Source organism: Winogradskyella sp. ABM4_392 (assembly GCF_056160445.1).
On record NZ_JBSWXE010000001.1, the window covers coordinates 730,814 to 748,251 of the forward strand.

17 protein-coding genes and 1 tRNA gene are annotated in these 17,438 nt (G+C 33.4%); 9 read left to right on the top strand and 9 right to left on the bottom strand.

Features of this window, described 5'->3' with window-relative positions; genetic code table 11:
- Window positions 1-27: 27 nt before the first annotated feature.
- Window positions 28-1,245 carry a 2-oxoglutarate dehydrogenase complex dihydrolipoyllysine-residue succinyltransferase gene (odhB, locus tag ACXAFS_RS03130; RefSeq protein WP_475305243.1) on the top strand — a complete coding sequence of 406 codons (1,218 nt, stop codon included), beginning with the start codon at window positions 28-30 and terminating at the stop codon, window positions 1,243-1,245.
- A 497-nt stretch (window positions 1,246-1,742) separates the two neighbouring features.
- Here odhB and ACXAFS_RS03135 read toward each other — a convergent pair whose 3' ends face one another.
- Window positions 1,743-2,369, bottom strand: a complete 627-nt coding sequence (locus ACXAFS_RS03135) for a response regulator (protein ID WP_475305244.1) — start codon at window positions 2,367-2,369, stop codon at window positions 1,743-1,745.
- Window positions 2,370-2,417: 48 nt separating this feature from the next.
- On the bottom strand, window positions 2,418-2,870 hold the full coding sequence (locus tag ACXAFS_RS03140) for a retropepsin-like aspartic protease family protein (RefSeq protein WP_475305246.1): 453 nt from the start codon (window positions 2,868-2,870) through the stop codon (window positions 2,418-2,420).
- A 48-nt stretch (window positions 2,871-2,918) separates the two neighbouring features.
- On the opposite strand from ACXAFS_RS03140, the gene ACXAFS_RS03145 reads away from it, so the two are divergent.
- The 8 genes from ACXAFS_RS03145 to ACXAFS_RS03180 all read left to right on the top strand — a co-directional run bounded on the left by ACXAFS_RS03145 (window position 2,919) and on the right by ACXAFS_RS03180 (window position 8,109).
- Window positions 2,919-3,686 (top strand): TatD family hydrolase, encoded by a 768-nt coding sequence (locus ACXAFS_RS03145; RefSeq protein ID WP_475305248.1) that lies wholly within the window; start codon window positions 2,919-2,921, stop codon window positions 3,684-3,686.
- Between the two features lies 1 nt (window position 3,687).
- Entirely contained in the window at window positions 3,688-4,713 is a 1,026-nt protein-coding gene (locus tag ACXAFS_RS03150) for an asparaginase (protein ID WP_475305250.1), read from the top strand.
- A gap of 75 nt (window positions 4,714-4,788) precedes the next feature.
- Window positions 4,789-4,876, top strand: a tRNA-Ser gene (locus ACXAFS_RS03155).
- A gap of 75 nt (window positions 4,877-4,951) precedes the next feature.
- Entirely contained in the window at window positions 4,952-5,722 is a 771-nt protein-coding gene (locus ACXAFS_RS03160; protein ID WP_475305252.1) for a MotA/TolQ/ExbB proton channel family protein, read from the top strand.
- Window positions 5,723-5,737: 15 nt separating this feature from the next.
- Window positions 5,738-6,178, top strand: coding sequence for a hypothetical protein (locus ACXAFS_RS03165; RefSeq protein ID WP_475305254.1), 441 nt, complete (start codon window positions 5,738-5,740; stop codon window positions 6,176-6,178).
- 6 nt (window positions 6,179-6,184) lie between these two features.
- Window positions 6,185-6,847 (top strand): ExbD/TolR family protein, encoded by a 663-nt coding sequence (locus ACXAFS_RS03170; protein WP_475305255.1) that lies wholly within the window; start codon window positions 6,185-6,187, stop codon window positions 6,845-6,847.
- 12 nt (window positions 6,848-6,859) lie between these two features.
- Window positions 6,860-7,321, top strand: coding sequence for an ExbD/TolR family protein (locus ACXAFS_RS03175; RefSeq protein ID WP_475305256.1), 462 nt, complete (start codon window positions 6,860-6,862; stop codon window positions 7,319-7,321).
- A gap of 89 nt (window positions 7,322-7,410) precedes the next feature.
- Complete coding sequence (locus tag ACXAFS_RS03180) at window positions 7,411-8,109, top strand: porin family protein (RefSeq protein WP_475305258.1); 699 nt, start codon at window positions 7,411-7,413, stop codon at window positions 8,107-8,109.
- Here ACXAFS_RS03180 and ACXAFS_RS03185 read toward each other — a convergent pair.
- From ACXAFS_RS03185 to ACXAFS_RS03215, 7 genes are all read right to left on the bottom strand, one after another.
- Window positions 8,104-8,712 (bottom strand): hypothetical protein, encoded by a 609-nt coding sequence (locus tag ACXAFS_RS03185; protein WP_475305259.1) that lies wholly within the window; start codon window positions 8,710-8,712, stop codon window positions 8,104-8,106. The genes ACXAFS_RS03180 and ACXAFS_RS03185 overlap by 6 nt on opposite strands.
- 8 nt (window positions 8,713-8,720) lie before the next feature.
- Window positions 8,721-10,184, bottom strand: a complete 1,464-nt coding sequence (rpoN, locus tag ACXAFS_RS03190) for an RNA polymerase factor sigma-54 (protein WP_475305260.1) — start codon at window positions 10,182-10,184, stop codon at window positions 8,721-8,723.
- Window positions 10,185-10,259: 75 nt separating this feature from the next.
- Entirely contained in the window at window positions 10,260-11,693 is a 1,434-nt protein-coding gene (asnS, locus tag ACXAFS_RS03195; RefSeq protein ID WP_475305261.1) for an asparagine--tRNA ligase, read from the bottom strand.
- A 34-nt stretch (window positions 11,694-11,727) separates the two neighbouring features.
- Window positions 11,728-14,136, bottom strand: a complete 2,409-nt coding sequence (locus tag ACXAFS_RS03200; protein ID WP_475305263.1) for an efflux RND transporter permease subunit — start codon at window positions 14,134-14,136, stop codon at window positions 11,728-11,730.
- Between the two features lie 182 nt (window positions 14,137-14,318).
- The gene (locus ACXAFS_RS03205) at window positions 14,319-15,356 is read right to left on the bottom strand and encodes an aldo/keto reductase (RefSeq protein ID WP_475305264.1); all 1,038 of its coding nucleotides are present in this window, start codon (window positions 15,354-15,356) and stop codon (window positions 14,319-14,321) included.
- 235 nt (window positions 15,357-15,591) lie between these two features.
- On the bottom strand, window positions 15,592-16,551 hold the full coding sequence (locus ACXAFS_RS03210) for an OmpA family protein (RefSeq protein ID WP_475305265.1): 960 nt from the start codon (window positions 16,549-16,551) through the stop codon (window positions 15,592-15,594).
- A gap of 23 nt (window positions 16,552-16,574) precedes the next feature.
- Window positions 16,575-17,336: an exodeoxyribonuclease III gene (locus tag ACXAFS_RS03215; RefSeq protein WP_475305267.1), complete on the bottom strand. Its 762-nt coding sequence runs from the start codon at window positions 17,334-17,336 to the stop codon at window positions 16,575-16,577.
- Window positions 17,337-17,438: the final 102 nt, after the last annotated feature.

The following is a 17,438-nucleotide window of genomic DNA, read 5'->3' on the forward strand; positions in this document are numbered from 1 at the left end:
CAAAACAAGGTTAAATACAATAAACGCATGATTTTAGAAATGAAAGTGCCTTCACCAGGCGAATCAATTACTGAGGTAGAAATTGCAGAATGGTTAGTAGAAGATGGAGATTATGTAGAAAAAGACCAAGCTATTGCTGAGGTTGATAGTGATAAAGCAACGTTAGAGTTGCCTGCTGAAGCTAGTGGTACAATTACTTTAAAAGCCGAAGAAGGAGATGCTGTTGCTGTTGGGCAAGTTGTATGTTTAATAGATACAAGTGCTGAGAAGCCAGAAGGTAGTGGAAGTGATGATTCAGCAAAAGAAGAAAAGAAAGAAGAGGCTCCTAAAAAAGAAGAGCCTAAGCCAACAGCAGAATCTAAGACTTATGCAACAGGTACACCAAGTCCTGCAGCTAAAAAGATATTAGACGAAAAGGGAATTGATGCTAGTTCAGTAAAAGGAACAGGTAGAGATGGTCGTATTACTAAAGATGATGCAGTAAATGCTATACCATCTATGGGTACACCAACAGGTGGAAACAGAGGAACATCACGTAGTAAGATGTCAATGTTGCGTCGTAAAGTTGCTGAGCGTTTAGTTGAGGCAAAAAATACTACTGCCATGTTAACCACATTTAATGAGGTTGATATGTCTCCAATTTTTGATTTACGTAAACAATACAAGGAAGACTTTAAGACTAAGCATGGTGTAAGTTTAGGCTTTATGAGTTTCTTTACCTTGGCTGTTGTGAGAGCATTAAAGATGTATCCTGCTGTAAACTCAATGATCGATGGTAAAGAAATGATTTCTTATGATTTCTGCGATATTAGCATTGCGGTTTCTGGACCTAAAGGTTTAATGGTGCCAGTAATTAGAAATGCAGAAAACCTAACCTTTAGAGGTGTAGAGGCAGAAGTTAAGCGTTTAGCGTTAAGAGCTAGAGATGGTCAAATTACTGTTGATGAAATGACAGGCGGTACATTTACTATTTCTAATGGTGGTGTATTTGGTAGTATGTTATCTACCCCAATTATTAATCCTCCACAAAGTGGTATATTAGGAATGCACAACATTGTAGAGCGACCAGTAGCGATAGATGGAAAGGTTGAAATTAGACCTATCATGTATGTGGCCTTATCTTATGACCATAGAATTATTGATGGAAAAGAATCTGTCGGATTCTTAGTGGCTGTTAAAGAAGCTTTGGAAAATCCTGTAGAGTTATTAATGGATAATAATCCAAAGAAAGCTTTAGAAATGTAGATTTTTGAAAATTTAGATATTAAAAAAGCGCAATTAATCACTAATTGCGCTTTTTTTACTCCTAACTAACAAAGAGTAACTAACTAAAATTAACTAAAAAAATTAACAGCTATATTCGCGGAGATAACTATAACAGAACTTACAATTAATAGAATCATAAATACCTTATCCCTTTTTGCAGTATTATCTTTCATTGTTTCCATGATGTTTCTTTTTTAAAAAAAGCTCTGAACTTTAAGTTCAGCCCAGAGCTTTTTGAGATTATAATCTGAGGCATTGATTAATAGCTCTGTAAAATTCCGAATAATTATAATGCAATACTATACGTAACCTTACGTATTTTTTGAGTTTTTTTCATAAAAAAGAGCCTTGGATGACTCCAAGGCTCAAATAATCCCCTAAGAACTAATTAATAGCTCGTTATTAACCCTTAATTAATAACAGTGTAAATTTCTGAAATAAAATAATGTGATAATATACGTAACCTTACGTATTTTTTAAGAAATATAGTTTTGGTTCTCTTTTGCCCAAATTAACAAGCTATTAGGTGTTTTTTCTATACCTAACTTTCTGATAGTGTTGCTTTTGTGTTTTTCTACAGTCCTTGGAGAGATGAATAAATGCTCTGCAATTTCCTTTGCAGTCTTATTTTCTACAATTAATTTTAAGATTTTGAGCTCCGTTTTTGTCAAGTTTTTTAATTCTTCAGGTCCATTATCAACTTCTATGTAAGCTAAAAGTTCAGGACTAAAATATGGCTTGTCTTTAATCACTGAAGCAATGCAGTTTTCAATTTCGTCTAATGCAAATTCTTTTAACACATAACCGTAAACACCCAAAGATTTGGCTTCGGTGTATATTTTCTCATCTTTTTCAAAAGTAATAAGGACTATTTTGGTTTTAAGATTTGCCTTTTTACATTTTTCTGCAATTTGTAAACCAGTAAAAAAGGGCATTTTAATATCTAGAATTGCAATGTCTGGTACATGAGCTTTTATTAATGCCAAAGCTTCTTTGCCGTTTTTTGCACTGGCAAGGACATTATATTCTTTCTCGTGTAAAAAATCTTGAAGACCTTTTAGCACCAAAGGGTGGTCATCTGCTATTATGATGGTAGGGCTCATTAAGCTATTATTCAACTAGGGAGTTTAAATATAATAAGAATCTCTGGGTTAAGAAATTTCTTTAAGTTTTAAATAGAGGTATTTTTTATCATAATCGATAATTGCCTTTCCCTTTTTTAAGATATCGGCACCAATAATACCATCAACAGGATCTGCATTATGATTAATTAGACCGTTGTTAACATGTGAAAGATTAAAAAGAATCAAAGCGACTCTGTTTTTTTTCCATTTACCAATTTTTAAGTTATTAGAATTAGAAATTTGAGTAGTCATATTAGAAGCACCAGCTCCAACAGCTTTAATTTCGGAATCTTTTACTCTAAGGTTAAATCTTTCTATGGCTTCAAAACCCACGCAGCTACTTGAAGCTCCAGTGTCTAAAATAAAACGCCCTTTAACTCCATTAATAGTAGCCTTTATTTCAAAATGATTAGTCTTAGTCAATTTGAGTTTTATCTTAGAGTAACCTTTACCTTCTAGAAAGTCTTTTAACGTTTCCATTTTAAAAATTTGTGTAAATATAATATTCTAAACGATTATTTTTGGCAAATGATAATTACAGATACACATACACATTTATATAGTGAAGCTTTTGATGACGATAGAGCAGTTATGATTCAGCGTGCTTTGGACTCTAATATTTCACGTTTTTTTATTCCTGCAATAGACTCTACTTATACCGAAGCAATGCTTCAGCTCGAAAAAGATTTTCCTGAGAACATTTTTTTAATGATGGGTTTGCATCCTACTCATGTAAAAGAAAATTATAAGGAAGAATTGGCACATGTTGAGGACATGTTGTCTCAAAGGAAATTCTATGCTGTAGGTGAAATAGGAATTGACTTATATTGGGACAAATCAACATTAGATATACAGATTGAAGCATTCAAGTATCAAATAAATCTTGCAAAAAAATACAAATTACCAATCGTTATTCATTGCAGAGAAGCATTTGATGAGATTTTTGAAGTTTTAGAACAAGAAAAATCAGATGACCTTTTTGGGATTTTTCACTGTTTTACTGGTACATTAGAGCAGGCACACCGAGCAATATCTTACAATATGAAATTAGGTATTGGTGGAGTGGTGACCTTTAAGAATGGGAAAATAGATCAGTTTATAAATGAAATTGATTTAAAACACATTGTGTTAGAAACAGATTCGCCTTATCTGGCTCCAAAACCATATCGTGGCAAGCGAAACGAAAGTTTATATATTATTAAGGTATTAGAAAAATTATCCGAACTTTACGGAATGAGCATCGAAGATGTCGCTAACATTACAACCCAAAACTCAAAACACGTATTTGGTATATAGTATGCAAAAACCTAATATCTTATTAATATATACAGGAGGAACAATTGGTATGATAAAAGATGCCGATACAGGAGCGTTACGAGCATTTGATTTTGATAGCATCTTAACACGTATTCCTGAGATTCGCCTATTAGATTGTAATATCGAAACCATTTCTTTTGAAGAGCCAATAGACTCTTCTAACATGAATCCTAAGTATTGGGCAGATATTGCTCAAATTATTGAAGTTAATTATCAATCGTTTGATGGTTTTGTGGTTTTACATGGTAGTGACACTATGAGTTATTCTGCTTCAGCACTGAGTTTTATGTTAGAGAATTTGTCAAAGCCAGTGATTTTTACAGGATCGCAATTGCCAATAGGTGACCTAAGAACTGATGCTAAGGAGAATTTAATAACATCTATTCAAATGGCATCGTTACAAAAAGATGGTTTGCCAGTTATTAAAGAAGTAGGGCTTTATTTTGAATACAAATTATACAGAGGTAATAGAACAACCAAGATAAATGCAGAGCATTTTGAAGCTTTTGAGTCTTTTAATTATCCTAACCTAGCAGAATCTGGAGTACACCTTAATATTAATAAGGAGTATTTGTTGAATGCAAAATCAACAGACCAATTGATTGTTCGAACAAAAATGAACACGAATGTTGGTATTTTAAAGTTATTTCCTGGTATTTCAAAGGCTTTAATTGAGACTATATTAAACTGCAAAACACTTGAAGGTTTAATCCTAGAAACTTATGGCGCAGGCAATGCAACAACCGAAGATTGGTTTGTAGAATTATTAAAAAACGCCATATCTCAAGGTCTTCATATAATTAATGTATCGCAATGTGCAGGAGGAAGTGTTAATATGGGACAATATGAAACAAGTTCTTTATTAAAATCTATTGGAGTTATTTCGGGTAAAGATATCACTACAGAAGCTGCCATTACTAAATTAATGTATCTTTTAGGAGAGAATATACCACAATCAGAATTCAAAAAAACATATGAAATTTCGCTACGTGGCGAAATGACTTAAAATTAACGATACAAATTTTAGTGTTTAAAGTTTTTTTCGTTATTTGGCACACCGTAATTTTTTGATAAAATTTAGAGAGAGGTGGCCGAGTGGTCGAAGGCGCACGCCTGGAAAGTGTGTATACTCCAAAAGGGTATCGAGGGTTCGAATCCCTTCCTCTCTGCATAGATTTTAGGCGATTGTTACATTATTTTTTTTATCTTTAACACTTTAACTAATAAAATTAAGATTAAGAACAATGAAAAGATTATTTTCTATTCTTGCCATAACATGTTTAATGGCTATCGGAACTGTTAATGCCAATGCAACAACATTAGCAAGTACAACAGCAACTATCACTACAGTAACTCAAGATGCTGATGACGCAGCAGGTGAAGATTTGAGTTTCCATCAAGAATTAAAAAAGCGTTTTATTGAAGGTGGCCCAGGCTTTATGGGTATTGTATTATTATGTTTAATTCTTGGTTTAGCAATCGCTATTGAGAGAATTATCTTTTTAAACCTTTCAACTACAAACACTAAAAAATTAACTCAAAATGTAGAAGATGCACTTGCATCTGGTGGTATTGAAGCTGCTAAAGAAGTTTGTAGAAACACAAAAGGACCAGTTGCCTCAATTTTCTATCAAGGTTTAGATAGAGCTGACGAAGATATCGATGCTGCTGAGAAAGCTGTAGTAGCTTATGGTGGTGTGCAAATGGGTCAGTTAGAAAAGAACGTGTCTTGGATTTCATTATTCATCGCATTAGCACCAATGCTTGGTTTCATGGGTACGGTAATCGGTATGATTCAGGCCTTTGATAAGATTGAAGCAGCAGGTGACATGCAGCCATCATTAGTAGCAGGTGGTATTAAAGTAGCACTTTTAACAACAGTATTTGGTCTTATTGTGGCTATTATTCTTCAAATATTTTACAACTATATCATCGCTAAGATAGATAGTATTGTAAATGACATGGAAGATGCATCAATTACATTGATGGACTTATTAGTAAGACACAAAAAATAAAAGATCATATAAACTATGTTACATAAAATATTAAAAATAGTTGCCGCAATTTTAAGTCTGGCTGGGATTGTTTCCTTAGTGAGAATTATTGCTGCTGGTGACGAATCAATAAAAACAGGCGAAAATGCCGGTCTTGTAGACCCTATGGCTTACATCGCTTACATCATCCTGATTCTAGTTTTAGCGTTTGTGGTGGTTTTTGTAATAAAAAATCTTTTCACAAATACGTCTGGACTAAAAAACACGTTAATAGGTGTGGGAGCATTTGCTGCTGTCTTAATTATCTCTTATGTAGTTTCTGGTGGAGACACTATGAAATATAAACTGCAAGAAGGATTTGCAACAGAAGGTCAATCACATATGGTAGGTGCTGGTTTAACAGCATTCTATGTGTTGATTATAGTTGCGGCATTAGCAATGATATTCTCAGGAGTTAAAAAAGTAATAAGTAAATAATAAGGTATGGCAAAAAGAGCAGCACCAGAAGTTAATGCAGGTTCAATGGCTGACATTGCCTTCTTACTACTTATCTTCTTCCTTGTAACTACTACAATAGAAAAAGACAAAGGTTTATTAAGAAGTTTGCCACCTATTGACGACTCTGAAGTAGAACCACCTATTATTAAACAAAAAAACCTATTTACAGTTCTTATAAACCGTAATAACCAACTGCTTGTAGAAGAAGAGCAAATGGAATTAAAGGATTTAAGACAAGCTGCAATAGACTTTTTAGATAACGGAGGTGGAACTAATGCAGCAGGTGAACGATGTGATTACTGTAAAGGAAAACGTTTAAATTCTGAACAACATGGTGATAGAGCATCATCAGATCATCCTGACAAGGCAATCATTTCTATGAAGCATGACAGAGAGACTTCTTACGAGAAATACATAGATGTACAAAACGAACTTGTAGCAGCCTATAATTTCTTAAGAGAAAGAGAAGCAAAACGTTTGTATGGTAATTTAAAACAGTATCGAGGTGTTGATAAAGTTTACCAAGCGATGTTAGAAGAGAAAGAGAAGAACCAATTTAGTAAGGATACAATTTTAAATGGTCGTATTGAAACCATTAAAAAGTTATTCCCTATGAAATTGTCTGAAGCAGAACCAGATAAAAGTTAAAAAGTAACAATTATGTCAAAGTTTAAAAAAGGAAAACAAGGAGATTTGCCAGCTATTTCAACGGCATCTTTACCAGATATTGTATTTATGTTACTTTTCTTTTTCATGGTAGCAACTGTAATGCGCGATAGTTCTCTAATGATAGAGAATAGATTACCAAGCGCAGATCAGGTAGAGAAGCTTAAGAAAGATAGAACTGCTTTTATCTATGCTGGTAAACCTAGTGCTCAATTTAAACAATTGGGTACAGAGCCAGTAATACAATTTAATGATAAAATCATTAAAGTAGAGGAAGTACAAGCAAGTGTTATTGCTGCACAGCAAGAATTAACTGAAGAGTTACAGCCAAAATTTGTGGTTGGTCTTAAAGTTGATAAAGACACACATGCTGGTTTAGTTTCTGATATTAAGCAAGAGCTTAGACAGGCAAATACATTAAAAGTAATGTATATTGCTAACGCTAAAGCTGAATAAAAATAGTCTTAGTTTTTATAAATAAAACGTCCTGAGTAATCAGGACGTTTTTGTTTTATATCGTATAAAGATTTTGTAGTTTTATCTTTATGAAGAATACTATTTTAGTTGTCTTATTCATTACAAGCTTTTTAGGGTTTTCGCAAAATAATGATGATAGGGAAAAGTCTGAATTGTATAAAAACTATCGCGAAGATCAGTTTTATATTTCTGTGACTTATAATCTACTTAATAAAAAACCTAGTGACGTAAGTCAAAGTGGGTTTTCAACAGGATTTCACTTCGGTTTTATTAGAGATATGCCTATTAACGACAAACGAACCTTTGCTTTAGGTTTGGGTTTAGGGTTATCTACCAATTCGTATAATCAAAATATTGCCATTACTGAAGTTAATAATCAAGTTTCATTTAATGTAATTGATGAAAGTGAAATTAATGTTTCAAAGAACAAGTTTACGACATATTTGTTGGAAGTCCCGTTTGAGCTTAGGTGGAGAAAGTCTAGCCCAACCGATTACAAATTTTTAAGAATTTATCCAGGCTTTAAAGTAGGATACCTTTTTTACAATTCAACTAAATTTAAAAGTGATCAAGGTAGTGTAAAGCTGTCTAATATTGACAACTTTAATCGTTTACAGTATGGGTTAACTTTGAGTGTTGGTTACGATACTTGGAATATACATGCATATTATGGACTAAATCCTATCTTCGAAGATTCCGCAAAATTAGATGGTGAAATATTAGATATGAGTGCTTTTAAAATTGGTCTAATGTTCTATATTTTATAACCAGTATTTCATAAACAATATCTGAGGAAATAAACCGGTTATTAGACCAATAAAAAGTTCTTGGTTGGTATGTGCCTTAAGATGCAAACGAGATGTTGCAATAGCACCAAGAATAATCATCATTAATGCTATAGTTCCGTTAATATTTATCTTGTAATGAAGACCAATAGCTACAGCAAACATAAAGAAACCAGAAGCTGCAATCATGTGTATGCTTGCTTTAATCTTAAAAACTGCCATTATAAAACAAGCAAGTGTAGAGCATAATATTCCTAAAAAGAAATAGTAAAGTTCTACAATCTCATTTGGTGTTAAAACTCGTATTAAAATTAAGGTAATAATGACACAATTAATAAGTAGAGGTATGAGGCGTTCCTTCGTGCTTTTTAAATAAATAGAATCTACTTTATTTATAGTTTTAAGTAGAAAAAACAATAAGATAGGAAGTATTATTGTAAGAATAACTATAGAGAAAATTTTAGCATTCTGTATAGGTTTTGGAATGTATCGAGGTGTTTTGTGAAAATAAAACATAACACCAAGCAAAGGCATAATCAAAGGATGAAAAACAAAAGATATGCTTTTAAGAAGAAAATTTTTCATCCAAACAATTATAGTTCTTTTCTTAATCTAGCAACCGGAATATCTAATTGCTCTCTGTATTTCGCAACTGTACGTCTAGCAATTGGGTAACCTTTTTCTTTTAAGATTTTAGAAAGCGCTTCGTCAGTTAAAGGTTTCTTTTTGTTTTCTTCTTCAATTACCGTTTCTAAAATCTTTTTTATTTCTCTGGTAGAGACTTCTTCACCTTGGTCATTAGTCATAGACTCCGAGAAGAATTCCTTTATTAGCTTTGTTCCGTAAGGTGTGTCTACATATTTGCTGTTTGCAACTCTTGAAATTGTTGAAACATCCATTTCAATTTCATCAGCAATATCTTTCAAAATCATTGGCCTAAGCTTACGCTCATCGCCAGTAAGAAAGTATTCTTTTTGATAGTGCATAATGGCACTCATGGTAACAAAAAGTGTCTGCTGACGCTGTCTTACAGCTTCTATAAACCACTTTGCAGCATCTAACTTTTGCTTTATAAAGAGCACAGCATCTTTTTGAGCTTTAGATTTATCTTTAGTGTCTTTGTAGCCTTTAAGCATGTTGCTGTATTCTCTGGATACATGAAGCTCTGGTGCATTTCTACCGTTAAGGGTTAATTCTAATTCACCATCAACAATTTTAATAGCAAAATCCGGGACAATATGTTCTACAATTTTGTTGTTACCAGCATAAGAGCCACCTGGTTTTGGGTTAAGGCGTTCTATTTCTTCAATTGCATCTTTGAGCTGTTCTTCATCAATACTAAATTTTTGCATTAATTTTTTATAATGCTTTTTAGTAAACTGTTCAAAGGCTTTATCTATAATTTTACTGGCTAATTCTACATCTGGATTTTGCTCTTTTCTGCTTAATTGAATACTTAAACATTCTTGCAAATTACGAGCACCAACACCTGCAGGATCTAGCTGGTGAACAACTTTAAGTACTTTTTCAACTTCTTCTTCTGATGTAAATACATTTTGAGTAAATGCTAAATCATCTGTAATGTCTGATAAAGAACGTCTTATGTAACCGCTTTCATCCACACTACCGACTAAGAAATAAGCAATTTCTTCTTCCTGTTCAGATAGTCTAAAGGTATTAAGTTGGTTGATTAAATGTTGTGTAAACGATGTTCCTGCTGCATATGGCACACTCTTTTCTTCATCGTCTGAACTGTAATTGTTGGCCTGAGTTCTGTAATCTGGTATTTCATCATCACTAAGATACTCATCGATATTAATATCATCAGCCTCAATAGAATCGTTATCGTTAAAGTCGTCAACAGAGTTATCAAATTCATCAAAATTATCGTCAGAAGGCTCGTCTTTTCCAGTGTCTAAAGCAGGATTTTCTTCAAGTTCTTGCTTTAAACGTTGCTCAAAAGCTTGTGTAGGAAGCTGTATCAACTTCATGAGTTGAATTTGCTGTGGAGATAGCTTCTGGGATAACTTAAATTGTAAATACTGTTTTAGGGACATTGAAATTTCTGTTGAATATAAAAGTAAGAAAAAAACCTGTGAGGTAACTTATACCTTACAGGTTTAATAATATTTTTAGAACTCTGCGTTTTGCGGTGTTCTTGGATAAGGAATAACGTCTCTAATATTGCCCATTCCTGTTGCAAACATTACGAGTCTTTCAAAACCAAGGCCAAAGCCAGAGTGTACAGCTGTACCGTATTTTCTAAGGTCTAAATACCACCATAATTCTTCTTCTGGAATGTCTAATGCCTTCATTTTTTCTTTAAGAACATCTAAACGTTCTTCACGCTGAGAGCCACCTACCATTTCACCAATACCTGGAAAAAGTATATCCATTGCTCTTACTGTTTTTCCATCTTCATTTAAGCGCATATAGAAAGCTTTTATGTTTGCAGGATAATCGAATAAGATTACCGGACATTTAAAGTGTTTTTCAACCAAATAACGTTCGTGCTCAGATTGTAAGTCTGCTCCCCATTCTTCAATAATATATTTGAATTTCTTCTTCTTGTTTGACTTACAGTTTCTAAGGATATCTATAGCTTCTGTATAGCTTACGCGTTTAAAGTTATTGTCTACAACAAACTTAATTTTATCTATCAAGTTCATTGGGCTACGCTCTACCTGAGGTAACGATTTTTCGGCATCTTGTAAGCGCTTGTCTAAAAACTCTAAGTCTTCTTTGTTGTTTTCTAGCACATAGCCTAAAACAGATTTTAAGAAATCTTCTGCCAAATCCATATTACCAGCCAAGTCCATAAAAGCCACTTCTGGTTCTATCATCCAGAATTCTGCAAGGTGACGAGACGTGTTAGAATTTTCGGCTCTAAAGGTTGGTCCAAAAGTATACACCTTACCTAAAGACATCGCATAAGTTTCAGCTTCTAATTGTCCAGAAACCGTTAGGTTGGTTTCTTTGCCAAAGAAATCTTCTTTATAGTCAACCTCTCCATCTTCAGTTAATGGTGGATTTTTAGGGTCTAGAGTGCTTACTCTAAACATTTCACCAGCACCTTCTGCGTCACTACCAGTTATAATTGGTGTGTGCATGTAATAGAACCCATTTTCGTTAAAATACTTATGAATAGCAAAAGATAACGAAGAGCGTAAACGCATTACAGCACTAAACGTATTAGTTCTTGTACGTAAGTGAGCTTGAGTTCTCAAAAATTCAAATCCATGTTTTCTTGGTTGAATAGGATAGCTTTCAGGATCAGAATCTCCGAGCACTTCAAGTTCTTTTACCTGTATTTCTACAGATTGACCTTTACCTTGACTTTCTACCAACTCACCCTTAACGTGAATAGCAGCACCAGTTGTGATACGTTTTAGTAGTGCTTCATCAAAATTTTCAAAATCAACAACACACTGAATATTATTTATTGTAGAACCATCATTTAAGGCTATAAAGCGGTTTGCTCTAAATGTTCTTACCCATCCTTTTACAGTAACATCTTGTAAAGTGATATCTGCTGATAATAATTCTGATACAGTTTTTGTTGTCATTTTAATTTATTTTGAAAATGCAAAGATAATTCTTCTAATCGTTTTTAAAAGCGTCTTCGTTATCGTCTTCTGAAGGTATAATATCTATTGAAGGTTCTTTAAGAACTGTCTTGTTTGCAATATTACGTTCTAATGATAATAGTAACGATGGTAATAATAATAAATTAGATAGCATTGCAAACAATAATGTTATTGAAACCAGAGCTCCTAAAGCTACAGTACCACCAAAACTAGATATGGTAAATACAGAGAATCCAAAGAACAGAACAATTGATGTGTAAAACATACTTACACCAGTTTCTCTTAATGCAGCATAAACTGATTTTTTAATCTTCCAATGGTTAGCTTGTAATTCTTGTCTGTATTTTGCTAAAAAGTGAATGGTATCATCTACCGAAATACCAAAAGCGATACTAAATACTAATATTGTTGACGGCTTAATAGGTACACCTAAATAACCCATTAATCCAGCTGTTACTAACAATGGTAACAAGTTAGGGATAAGTGATACAATAATCATTCTAAACGAACGGAACAAATATGCCATAAATAGCGATATAAGTATGATAGCAAGTGTTAATGAAATAACTAGGTTTCTTACAAGGTATTTTGTGCCTTTTTGAAACACTAAAGCTTTACCTGTCATAGTAACTTCGTAACGTTCTTTAGGGAAAACTTTATCTATTTTATTCTGAAGATTTTCCTGAATACGTTCCATTTTATCCGTACCAATATCTTTCATAAAGGTAGTAATACGCGCATATTGCCCTGTGCTGTCTACAAAATTCTTAAGCAAATCTACATCAGATGATGAGTTTTTAGCATAAGACAGAATGAAACTGTTTTCTTGACTGGTAGGTAATTGGTAATATTTAGGGTTGCCGTTAAAGTAAGCTTGTTTGCTGTACTTTACCAAACTTACAACAGATATTGGCTTAGAAAGTTCTGGTGTTTCTTCAATAAGTTCTTCAAGCTCATTAATGCGTTTTAAAGTCGCCAATTTCATAACGCCTTTTTTACGCTTAGTATCTACCATTATTTCTAAAGGCATTATGCCGTTAAACTCTTCTTCAAAAAAACGAATGTCTTTAAAGAACTGTTTGTTTTTCGGCATATCTTCAATCAAACTACCAGAGATTATCATTTGATTAATACCAATCATACTTGCCATGATAAGTATAAATGCAGTAACGTAGATGGTAATACGTTTGTGTTTTACCATACGTTCCATCCAATCTACAAAACCACCAATCCAACGCTTATTTAAGTGTTCTAAATGACGCTCTTTTGGATAAGGCAAAAACGTGTACATTATCGGAATGATAAGTAAACAGAGTATGAAAATTGCCAAAATACTCAGCGATGCTACGATACCAAATTCTTTTAGTAGTTTGCTTTCGGTTAAGATAAACGTTGCAAAACCAGAAGCAGTAGTAACATTAGTCATTAAGGTAGCATTACCAACTTTGGTAATAACACGTTGTAGCGACTTTACTTTGTTACCATGCGATTTTACCTCATGCTGATATTTATTAATTAAAAAAATACAGTTTGGTATACCGATAACAATAATTAATGGAGGAATTAGAGCTGTAAGCACTGTAATTTCATAACCAAGTAAACCGAGTATTCCAAAGGTCCACATCACACCAATACAAACAACAATTAGTGATATAAACGTCGCTCTAAAAGACCTGAAGAATAAAAAGAAAATTAAAGAAGTCACAAACAAAGCTGCACCAATAAAAATCGGAATTTCGTCAACAATGTTTTGAGAATTTAATGTTCTGATGTATGGCATACCAGAGACCTTGACATCTAGCTTAGGATGTTTTGCTTCAAATTCTTGTATTCTTTTTTCAAGAATATTTATGATAAAGTCTTTTCTTGCAGACGTATTAACGATGTCTTTTTTTAAATAAATTGCAGTACGAAGTGTTTTGTTTTCTGCATTAAATAAAAAGTTATCGTAAAATGGATATTTCTTAAAAAGGTCTTCTTGTAGTTTGTTTATTTCTTCAAGACTAGATACAGAATCCTTTACGAAGGGAATTAAATCAAATTGTTTCTTTTCGTTGTTCTTTACCAGTTTTTGAAGATCTTTTATTGAAAGCACAGTTTCAACTTCGTCATAAGGTTTAAAGGACTCTGCAAGCTTGTTCCATGCATTAAATTGTTTAACCGTAAATACACTAGAATCTTTGACACCTAAGACAATGAGATTACCTTCTTCTCCAAATACTTCTAAAAAATCGTTGTATATGAGGTTGACTTCATGGTCATCGGGCAACATATTGGCTTCTGTGTAAGTAAAGCGCATGTGTTTCCATTGCATACTTAGAAACACAGTAGCTAATATTATGACAAGAAGAATAAAGATTTTATTACGAAGAATAATCCTCGCAACACCTTCCCAAAATCCAGTAGTCAACAGTTTAAACATGTATAAATTTCTGCGTCTTTAGGTATCAAATAATACCTTTATTTGAAACGAGCCGCAAAGGTAGAAAAAACCTAAGGATTAGCTAAGGAATTAACACTAATATAATAGTTGAAATATTTAGAAATAAAAGTTATAAGTCCTCTTAATTTTTAGAGGACTTATGCTAAAACTTAATATGAAATTTATGTCGCTGGATTAGGAATAACAGCATGAACATCATTAATAGCTTTTAGCACATCATCTGATAAGGTTATGTTTATACTGTCAATGTTTTCTTCAAGCTGTGTTATACTTGTAGCGCCAATGATATTACTTGTTACAAAAGGTCTTTGGTTAACAAATGCTAAAGACATTTGTGCTAAAGATATATTATTATCTTCAGCTATTTGTAAGTATCGCTTAGTAGCTTCAGTAGCCTGGTCGCTACTATACCTAGCAAACCTTGGAAAAAGTTTTAACCTTGCATTATCTGCAGCAGTACCTTTGATGTATTTACCAGATAAAACACCAAATGCCATAGGTGAATAGGCTAATAAGCCAATGTTTTCTCTATGAGCAATTTCTGCTAAATCACCTTCAAAAGCTCTGCATAAAAGAGAATATGCATTTTGGATGGTAATCATCCTTGGTAGGTTATTGTATTTAGATTCTTCTAAGTAGCGCATTGTTCCCCAAGCTTTTTCGTTAGATAAACCAACTTGTCTTATTTTTCCAGATTTGATGATTTCATCAAGATTGTGTAAAATTTCATTAAAATTATCTTCCCAACCATCATTAGTATTATGAACATAATCTCTCACGCCAAATGTGTTTGTATTACGTTCTGGCCAGTGTAATTGATACAAATCAATATAATCTGTTTGTAAGCGTTTTAGACTATTGTCTACAGCTTCATTTAATGCTTGTTTGCTAAAACCAGTAGTTCTTATGTGAGCAGTATAATCGCCAGGACCAGCAATTTTAGTCGCTAAAACAACCTTATCTCTATTACCAGTTTTTGTAAACCAATTACCAATAATGCGTTCTGTTTCTGCATAAGTTTTTGCTTCTGCTGGTACAGGATATAATTCGGCGACATCAAAAAAGTTAACACCTTTGTCTAAAGCCAAGTCCATTTGGGCAAAACCTTCGTCTTGAGTGTTTTGATTGCCCCAAGTCATGGTGCCTAAACATATTTTACTAACTTTTATATCTGTATTTGGTAAGGTTGTGTATTTCATGCTTACTTCCCACGAAAGTGGGAATCTTATTAATTAAACTTAAATTTTTATAAAGATTGCCACGCTTAGCTCGCAATGACAATGCTATTACAAAAATAAGAAGACCTTTCATGTTGTAAAACACGAAAGGTCTAAATCTATGTTAAGGTTTTAGTATGAAATGATTGCTGTCTCATTTCGACTCACTTCGATTTCGCTCAGTGACCAACGCTCAGTGATCAATACATGATTATGATTAAATATCATTCAACAATTTTGAAATCTCATCAAGTTTTGGTGTTAAGATTACTTCAATTCTGCGGTTTTTTGCTCTGCCTTCTGCACTGTCATTAGAGGCTACTGGTGCATATTCTCCGCGACCTGCTGCTGTTAAGTTTTCAGGGTTTATGGACGAATTCTCTCTTAATATATTTACAATAGCTGTAGCACGCTTAGTTGATAAATCCCAGTTGCCACTTAATTGCGCATTGCCTTTATAAGGTACATTATCTGTATGACCTTCTATTAAAATAGCAATGTCTGGATTGTCTGCCAAAACGCTTCCTAGTTGTTTTACGGCTTGTTTTCCTTGTGCACCAACATACCAGCTACCAGACTCAAAAAGCAATTTGTTTTCCATAGATACGTATACTTTACCATCACGTTGTTCTACAGTAAGACCTTTACCTTCAAAGTTAGTTAGGGCTTTAGAAATAGCATCTTTTAAAGCACGCATGTTTGCATCTTTAGCAGCAATTACGCTTTCTAATTCTGCAACACGTTGCGATCTGCTTTCAAGTTCTTTTTTTAATTTTTCTAAACGCTCATTTTCGGCAGCAAGGGCTTGTTCCTTGGCTTCTAATTGCGCCAAAAGTTCTCTGTTTTTTTGAGAGTTTTTGGCAATTTCAGCTGAGCTGTTTTTTTCTAATGCATCGTAAGATGCTTTTAAATTGTCGAGATTAGTTTTTGTAGCAGCATAGTCTGAGCGTAACTGGTCTCTTTCTTTTACAGCCTCGTCATAGGCAGCTTGCAGGCTGTTTAGGTCATTAGTTAATTTGTTTCTGTCTGCAGAAAGTGCTTCTACTTCATCAGATAAGGCTCTGTTATCCTTTTTTAGATTGGCATATTTGTCCTCTAACTCAGTGTATATTTTTTTAGACACACAAGAGGTCATCGTAATAAGTAAAATGGCTATTAATGAAAGTTTTTTCATCATGGTTGCTATTGATTTGAGAGTGTTTATAAATCTAATTCTAATAAAATTGGGCAATGATCACTATGCACTGCTTCAGTGAGTATAACGCTTCGTTTTATGTTTTCTTGTAAAGGTTGGCTCACCATTGCATAATCTAATCTCCATCCTTTGTTATTAGCTCTGGCATTAGCTCTGTAGCTCCACCATGAGAATTCTTGTTTTTCTGGGTGTAAGTATCTAAAACTGTCAATAAAACCACTATCAATAAAATTACCTAGCCATTCGCGTTCTTCAGGTAAAAAACCAGATACACCTTTCATTTTTGGGTTGTGAATATCTATAGGCTCGTGGCAAATGTTATAATCACCACACACCACAAGGTTTGGTTTTTCATTTTGTAACTCGTTTAAATAATCATGAATTAAATCCATATATTCAAACTTGTGCGATAGCCTAGCATCGTTAGTCCCAGAAGGTAAATACATGCTCATAACAGACACATTGTCGTAATCTACTCTAAGGTTCCTCCCTTCAAAATCCATAGATTCTATACCAGTACCAAATTCTATATGGTTTGGTTCTTTCTTACAAAGAATAGCAACACCACTATAACCTTTTTTTTGAGCGCTAAACCAATAGTTGTTTTCATAGCCAGCTTCTGAAAACAAGTCTAAATCAAGCTGCTCTTCCATAGCTTTAATTTCCTGTAAACAAATTACGTCTGGATTTGTGGCTTCTAACCAATCTAAAAATCCTTTATTTATGGCAGCTCTTATGCCGTTAACATTGTAAGAAGCTATTTTCATGTTGATTTAATTTCCTGATTTTTGATAAATTTCTCGGTATTCTGCTAAAATAAATAATAGAGTACTTTTACACTATAAATTTATACTGCTTTTAACGATAAA